This window comes from Cognatilysobacter bugurensis (assembly GCF_014652095.1).
GTDB classification, from domain to species: Bacteria; Pseudomonadota; Gammaproteobacteria; order Xanthomonadales; family Xanthomonadaceae; genus Cognatilysobacter; species Cognatilysobacter bugurensis.
Genome location: NZ_BMYD01000002.1, coordinates 544,343 through 550,915, shown reverse-complemented (window position 1 = coordinate 550,915; position 6,573 = coordinate 544,343). Strand labels below are relative to the sequence as shown.

At 68.2% G+C, this 6,573-nt stretch carries 7 protein-coding genes and 1 pseudogene; 4 read left to right on the top strand and 4 right to left on the bottom strand.

Going from position 1 to position 6,573, the window contains the following annotated elements:
- The first annotated feature begins 310 nt into the window (after nucleotides 1–310).
- Nucleotides 311–760: a DUF192 domain-containing protein gene (locus IE075_RS09580; RefSeq protein ID WP_189455819.1), complete on the top strand. Its 450-nt coding sequence runs from the start codon at nucleotides 311–313 to the stop codon at nucleotides 758–760.
- A gap of 4 nt (nucleotides 761–764) precedes the next feature.
- Here IE075_RS09580 and IE075_RS09575 read toward each other — a convergent pair.
- Nucleotides 765–1,024: pseudogene (locus IE075_RS09575) on the bottom strand (rubredoxin).
- On the opposite strand from IE075_RS09575, the gene thiE reads away from it, so the two are divergent.
- A complete protein-coding gene (thiE, locus tag IE075_RS09570) occupies nucleotides 1,023–1,664 on the top strand; it encodes a thiamine phosphate synthase (protein WP_189455815.1) in 642 nt (213 codons plus the stop codon). The pseudogene IE075_RS09575 and the gene thiE overlap by 2 nt on opposite strands.
- Nucleotides 1,665–1,683: 19 nt before the next feature.
- Complete coding sequence (gene hemL, locus IE075_RS09565; protein ID WP_189455813.1) at nucleotides 1,684–2,967, top strand: glutamate-1-semialdehyde 2,1-aminomutase; 1,284 nt, start codon at nucleotides 1,684–1,686, stop codon at nucleotides 2,965–2,967.
- Nucleotides 2,968–3,049: 82 nt separating this feature from the next.
- On the opposite strand, the gene IE075_RS09560 is transcribed toward hemL, so the two are convergent.
- On the bottom strand, nucleotides 3,050–4,270 hold the full coding sequence (locus IE075_RS09560) for an acetylornithine/succinylornithine family transaminase (protein ID WP_189455811.1): 1,221 nt from the start codon (nucleotides 4,268–4,270) through the stop codon (nucleotides 3,050–3,052).
- Nucleotides 4,271–4,363: 93 nt separating this feature from the next.
- Here IE075_RS09560 and IE075_RS09555 point away from each other — a divergent pair, with 93 nt between their 5' ends.
- The gene (locus IE075_RS09555; protein ID WP_189455809.1) at nucleotides 4,364–5,233 is read left to right on the top strand and encodes an ion transporter; all 870 of its coding nucleotides are present in this window, start codon (nucleotides 4,364–4,366) and stop codon (nucleotides 5,231–5,233) included.
- Nucleotides 5,234–5,252: 19 nt separating this feature from the next.
- Here the strand turns inward: IE075_RS09555 and IE075_RS09550 are convergent, their stop codons facing one another.
- A complete protein-coding gene (locus IE075_RS09550) occupies nucleotides 5,253–5,672 on the bottom strand; it encodes a VOC family protein (RefSeq protein WP_189455806.1) in 420 nt (139 codons plus the stop codon).
- A gap of 43 nt (nucleotides 5,673–5,715) precedes the next feature.
- Entirely contained in the window at nucleotides 5,716–6,534 is an 819-nt protein-coding gene (locus IE075_RS09545; RefSeq protein WP_189455804.1) for an SDR family oxidoreductase, read from the bottom strand.
- Nucleotides 6,535–6,573: the final 39 nt, after the last annotated feature.

Here is a 6,573-nt window from a genome sequence, read left to right as displayed (position 1 = left end):
TAGGCTTTCTCGTCAGCGAGCCGCACATTATGCGGATGTTGCAGCCGCCTTGCAAGCCCCTCCGTTAACCACCCGGTGAACCTGCCTCAACTGCGCCCCCCCTTACCGGCGGGCCGCAGCGAGAGCGGGCGCGCATTGTGCACATTCCTTCTGGGAACTGGAAGGGGTTTCGAAGATGCAACGTAGGACCGAAGTGAAATGTTCAGCCAGCCGGTGGGCGAGCAGCTGCGCAATCTATGTGGCGACCCGGCTTGACTCGCCATACGCGAGGAATCGACGCTTGCCGTAGACCTTTGGCGGGAGCGGCGTAATGCGGAGACTTCAGGTGGTTCTAATGCTGCTGGGGCTGGGCCTCGCCGGCTGTGCTTCAGGCAGTGGCACATGGGTGGAGCTGGCCGGCGAGCGTTATACGGTCGAGATTGCGGACGACGAGGCCGAGCGCGCACGCGGGCTGATGTTCCGCGATGCGATGGAGCAAGGCCGCGGGATGCTGTTCGTCCATGAGGCCGAAGAGCCGCTTGCCTATTGGATGAAGAACACCCGCATCCCGCTCGACATCCTCTACTTCGATAAGGACAGGCGTCTGGTGTCGCAGCAGCGCGATGTGCCGCCCTGCACCGCTGGCGACCGCTGCCCGCCGTATCCGAGCAGCGCGCCTGCACGCTTCGTGCTCGAGCTCAACGCGGGCGAAGCCGCGCGGCTGGGGGCGCAGGATGGAATGGAGCTGACGTTCGGGCCCGGCATTGCGCCGGCGCCCTGAGTGGTCAGACCTCCATCATCTCGAAGTCGTCCTTAGTGACCCCGCAGTCGGGACACGTCCACGTGTCCGGCACGTCTGCCCAGCGGGTGCCTGCCTCGATGCCTTCTTCCGGCAGGCCCTTGGCCTCGTCGTAGATGAATCCGCAGACGACGCACATCCAGGTGCGGAACTCGGTGGTCGCAGCGCTCTCTGACATGGGCCGATAATGCTCTTAAGTGGGCGCGCATTGTCCCATCGCCCGAATACCGCCGGAAGAGCATTGATGAGTCGCCTTTGGCCCCGCCGGGGTTTGTATGCCATTACGCCCGACGAGGTCAGCACGGCCCGCCTGCTCGAGCGGGTGTCGCAGGCGATCGACGGCGGCGCGCGTGTCGTGCAGCACCGGAACAAGACAGCGTCCGAGGCCTTGCGGCGCGAGCAGGCAGTTGCACTGCTCGCGCTGTGTCGGGCACGCGGTGTGCCACTCATCGTCAATGATGACTGGCCACTCGCCGTCGAGATCGGGGCGGACGGTGCGCACCTGGGCCGCGATGACGGGGACGTCGCGCGTGCGCGCGCCGCGCTCGGGCCCGACGGCATTCTCGGCGTGTCCTGCTATGACGAGCGCGACCGCGCCGTCGCCGCTGCGGACGCGGGGGCCGACTACGTCGCCTTCGGTGCGTTCTTTTCCTCGCCGACGAAGCCAAACGCGCGCCGGGCCGATCCGGCACTCCTGCGCCAAGTCGCGCACTTGCCGGTGGTGCGGGTGGCGATCGGCGGGATCACCACTGACAATGCCGGCGCGCTCGTCGATGCGGGCGCGGACCTCGTCGCCGTCATCAGCGGCGTGTTCGATGCGCCCGACCCGGCCGCGACCGCGCGCGCTTACTCACGGGCATTCGTTCGCAATGCTCCGCTCCGCTGACCTTACTGCGAGGACTCTCATGGACCGTTCCCGTTCGCACGCGCTGTTTGCCCGCGCATCGCAACTGCTGCCCGGTGGCGTCAACTCGCCGGTGCGCGCGTTCAAGTCGGTCGGGGGCGAGCCGTTCTTCGCGCAGCGCGCGGAAGGCGCGTATCTGTTCGACGTCGACGGCAACCGCTACGTCGACTACGTCGGATCGTGGGGGCCGATGATTGCCGGCCACGCGCACCCGCAGGTGCTCGACGCGGTCGCACGGACGATGCGCGATGGCCTGAGTTTCGGCGTGCCGAACGCGCTCGAGGTCACGATGGCCGAGGCGATCACTCAACTCGTGCCGAGCTGCGAGATGGTGCGCATGGTGAACTCGGGCACCGAGGCGACGCTGTCGGCGATCCGCGTGGCCCGCGGCGCCACGGGCCGCACCCGCATCGTGAAGTTCGAAGGCTGTTACCACGGCCATGGGGACAGCTTTCTGGTCAAGGCCGGCAGCGGCGTGATGACGCTGGGGCTTCCGAACTCGCCCGGCGTGCCGGCCGCGCTCGCGGATCTCACCTTGACGCTGCCATACAACGATTTCGATGCGGCGAGCGCGCTGTTCGCCGAACGCGGCAACGAGATAGCGGGGCTGATTATCGAGCCGATCGTCGGCAATGCGAACTGCATCCTGCCGCGCGACGGCTACCTGCAGCACCTGCGCGCGCTTTGTTCGCAGCACGGTGCGCTGTTGATCTTCGACGAGGTGATGACCGGCTTTCGAGTCGCCGCGGGCGGCGCGCAAGAGCGCTACGGCATCTCGCCGGATCTCAGCACGTTCGGCAAGATCATCGGCGGCGGCATGCCGGTGGGCGCGTACGGCGGCCGGCGCGACCTGATGTCGCAGGTGGCGCCGAGCGGGCCGATCTATCAGGCCGGCACGCTGAGCGGCAACCCGGTCGCGATGGCGGCGGGTCTTGCGACGCTGGAACTCATTTCAGCACCCGGCTTTCACGACGCGCTCGAGCGGACGACGCACACCTTGTGCGACGGACTTGAGGCCGCGGCCAGCGACGCGGGCGTGCCGTTCCACACGACCCGCGCGCCGGGCATGTTCGGACTGTATTTCCGGGAAGGGCCGGTGGAGTCATTCGCCGATGCGCTCGGCTCTGACACCGCGCGTTTCAACCGGTTCTTCCACGCGATGCTCGATCGCGGCGTGTACCTCGCGCCGTCGGCGTTCGAAGCCGGCTTCGTGTCGAGCGCGCACGGCGACGACGAGATCGGACACACCCTTGCGGCCGCACGCGAGGCGTTTGCGACGCTCTGAGCTTTCGTGCGGCGGCGGCCGCGTCGCGTACCGTCCGGCCACTGAGAAACGGGGCGCGCCCCCCAGTCGGGCACGAGCCGAATCAGCCGAGGTAGGCGCCTAGCGCGGCGCGCAGCCGGGCAAGGCCTTCGTCGATGTCCGCGTCCCCGATGTTGAGCGCCGGCACGAAGCGCAGCACGTCCGGGCCGGCTTGCAGCATCAGCAGGCCGTGCTCGACGCAGCGATCGAGGATGTCGCCCGCTCGGCCCGCGTGCGCCTGACGCAGCTGCGCGCCGATCATCAGGCCGCGCCCGCGCACGTCGGCAAACAGACCGAGTTCCTCGTCGATCGAGGCGATCCCGTCGCGCAGCGCCTGCGTTTGCCGTTGCACGTTCGCGTGCAGCGCGGGCGACAACAGCTCGCGCAGCACCGCATTCGCGACGGACGCCGCGAGCGGGTTGCCGCCGAACGTGGTGCCGTGGGCGCCGAACTGCATGACGTCGGCGGCCTTTGCGCCGACGAGCATCGCGCCGATCGGAAACCCGCCACCGAGCGCCTTCGCGAGCGTCACGACATCCGGGGTCACGCCATAGCCGTGCCACGCGAACAGGTGCCCCGTCCGTCCGAGTCCGCACTGGATCTCGTCGAACATCAACAGCGCGCCATGCTGATCGCACAGCGCGCGCAGGCCGTGCAGGAAGGCGCCGTCCGCCGGCATCACCCCGCCCTCGCCCTGCACCGGCTCGACGAGCACCGCGCAGACATCGCCGGCGGCCATCGCCTCGTCTGCGGCGGTCAGGTCGTTGAAGTCGACATAGCGAAAGCCCGGCGGCAGCGGCTCGAAACCTTCGTGGTACTTCGGCTGCGCTGTCGCCGTGACAGTGGCAAGCGTGCGGCCGTGGAAGCTGCCGCGGAACGTGAGGATGACGCGGTGCTCCGGCGCGCGACCCTGCGCCGCCGCCCGTTTGCGTGCGAGCTTGATCGCGGCCTCGTTGGCCTCTGCGCCCGAATTGCACAGGAACGCGCGCTCGGCGAAGCGCGATGCGCCCACCAGCGATTCGACCAGCCGCAGCGGGGGTTCACTGACGAAGACGTTGCTCGTGTGCCAGAGCCGGCCGGCCTGCGCGACCAAGGCCTCGATCAGGGCCGGATGCGCGTGGCCGAGCGCGTTCACCGCAATGCCTGCGCCGAAGTCGACGTAGTCGCGACCGTCGGTGTCGAACACGCGTGAGCCCGCGCCGCGCTCGAGCACGATGCGGCGCGGACGGTACACGGGCAGGCAGTACTGCTCGAACAGGGAGTAGAGAGACTGCGAGTCGGTCATCTGTCTGGCATCGCGGATGAGAGCGGGCGCACACGGCCCCGCGTGTATTGTCGCGCAGCAATGCCGTTGCGGTGGCAACGGCACGGAGGACGCATGCGGTTTCTTTTGAACCCCCAACTCAACCCGGCGCGCGAGACCGGCTGGCGAAAGCGCTGGTTCGACATCATCTACCGACACGACACCCCGCCGGCGCGCAATTTCGACCTGGCGCTGATCGCGGCGATCCTCGCCAGCGTCGCGGTGATCATGCTCGAGAGCGACGCGGACATCCGTGCCCGGCATGGCGACCTGCTGTACACGCTCGAATGGGTGTTCACGGTGCTGTTTACGATCGAGTACATCACGCGTATGGCGGTGGTGCGGCGGCCGGTGCGGTACGCCTGCAGCAGCTGGGGCATCATTGATCTGCTGTCGATTCTGCCGACTTATCTCTCGCTGCTGTTGCCCGGTGCGCAAGCACTGCTCGTCGTGCGCGTTCTGCGCATCCTGCGGCTGTTCCGCATCCTCAAGCTCACGCAGTACGTCGACGAGGGCGGGCTGCTCATGAGCTCGCTCTGGCGAAGCCGACGCAAGATCTTCGTGTTTCTCAGCGCGGTGCTTACGGTCGTCGTGATCTTCGGCGCGCTGATGTACGTCGTCGAAGGGCCGGAGCACGGGTTCAACAGCATCCCAACCGGGATGTACTGGGCGATCGTGACGATGGCGACGGTGGGTTTCGGCGACATCGCGCCGGTCACGCCGTTTGGGCGGTTCATCGCCTCGGTGCTGATCCTGATCGGCTACAGCATCATCGCGGTGCCGACCGGCATCTACACCGCGGAGCTCGCATCGAGCCTGCGCGAGGCCTCGCACACCACGAATCTCGATTCACGCGGCTGCCCCGAGTGCGGCCTCGAAGGCCACGACCCGGACGCGCGCCACTGCCGTCAGTGCGGCTGCCGCCTGCCGGCCCGGATGGGCTGAGGCAGCCGACCGCCGAGTGTCACCACTCGCCGGTGTTCGGCATCGACATCCACGGCTCGGCCGGCGGCAGCGCGCCGCCCTTCTGCAGCAGCTCGATCGAGATCTGGTCGGGCGAGCGCACGAATGCCATGCGCCCATCGCGCGGCGGGCGGTTGATGATCACGCCCATCGACAGCAGGCGCTCGCAGGCGGCGTAGATGTCATCGACTGCGAACGCGAGGTGGCCGAAGTTGCGCGCCGAGCCGTAGTCCTCGTCGTCGTAGTTCCACGTCAGCTCGATCTCGGCCTCCAGGTTGTCCGGTGCGCCGAGGTAGACCAGCGTGAAGCGGCCTTGCGGGTAGTCGTTGCGGCGCGTCTCGACGAGGCCGAGGCCGTCGCGGAAGAAGCGAATCGAGGCGTCGAGGTCGCGGACGCGGACCATGGCGTGCAGGTAGCGCATCGGGCACTCCGGTGTCGAGCGGCAGGGCTCAGGGGTTGAGGAGTCAGGGCTCGAGGAACAGGTCGGGCAGCAGCGGCTGGGTGGGGTCGACCGCGTAGCCGGACAGGTCATGCGCGCCGCCCTCGCGGAGTACGTCCTCATCGATGAGGAAGGCGCCGGTGCGGTCGCGGGCGGGCCGCGTCAGGATCGCGTGGGCCGCGTCGGCGACGATATCGGGCGTGCGGCAGCGGGCCGATTCCACGCCGGGGATCATGTTGATCGCGTCGGTCGCGATGATCGTGCGCGGCCACAGCGCGTTGACCGCAACGCCCTGCGGGCCGAATTCGGCCGCGAGCCCGAGCGTCACGAAGCTCATGCCCATCTTCGCGAGCGTGTAGCCGGTGTGCGGGCCCCACCACTTCGGATCGAGCGACGGCGGCGGCGCGAGCGTGAGGATGTGCGGGTTAGGCGCCTGCAGCAGCCACGGCAGGCAGGCCTGCGCGCACAGGAAGGTGCCGCGCGCGTTGACCTGGTTCATGAGGTCGAAGCGCTTCATCGGTGTATCGAGCACACCGCGCAGCCAGATCGCACTGGCATTGTTGACGAGGACGTCGATGCCGCCGAAGGCATCGGCCGTCGCCGCCACCGCGGCGCGCACCTCGTCCTCCTCGCGCACGTCACAGCGCAGCGCAAGTGCGCGGCCGCCGGCGGCCTCGACCTCCTCGGCCACCGAGTGGATCGTGCCGGGGAGCTTCGGATTCGGCACCGAGGACTTCGAGGCGATTGCGATGTTCGCGCCGTCGCGTGCGGCGCGCAGCGCGATCGCGCGGCCGATGCCGCGCGAGGCGCCGGTGATGAAGAGGGTTTTTCCGGCGAGGGTCATGGGCAGGTCGTTTGGACAATTAGGAGAACGGAGTGACGA

Coding starts and splice junctions, on each gene's coding strand:
- thiE (WP_189455815.1), top strand. CDS start 1,023: ATGAGTCGCCTTTGGCCCCGCCGGGGTTTGTATGCCATTACGCCCGAC.
- hemL (WP_189455813.1), top strand. CDS start 1,684: ATGGACCGTTCCCGTTCGCACGCGCTGTTTGCCCGCGCATCGCAACTG.
- IE075_RS09555 (WP_189455809.1), top strand. CDS start 4,364: ATGCGGTTTCTTTTGAACCCCCAACTCAACCCGGCGCGCGAGACCGGC.
- IE075_RS09550 (WP_189455806.1), bottom strand. CDS start 5,672: ATGCGCTACCTGCACGCCATGGTCCGCGTCCGCGACCTCGACGCCTCG.
- IE075_RS09545 (WP_189455804.1), bottom strand. CDS start 6,534: ATGACCCTCGCCGGAAAAACCCTCTTCATCACCGGCGCCTCGCGCGGC.
- IE075_RS09580 (WP_189455819.1), top strand. CDS start 311: ATGCGGAGACTTCAGGTGGTTCTAATGCTGCTGGGGCTGGGCCTCGCC.
- IE075_RS09560 (WP_189455811.1), bottom strand. CDS start 4,270: ATGACCGACTCGCAGTCTCTCTACTCCCTGTTCGAGCAGTACTGCCTG.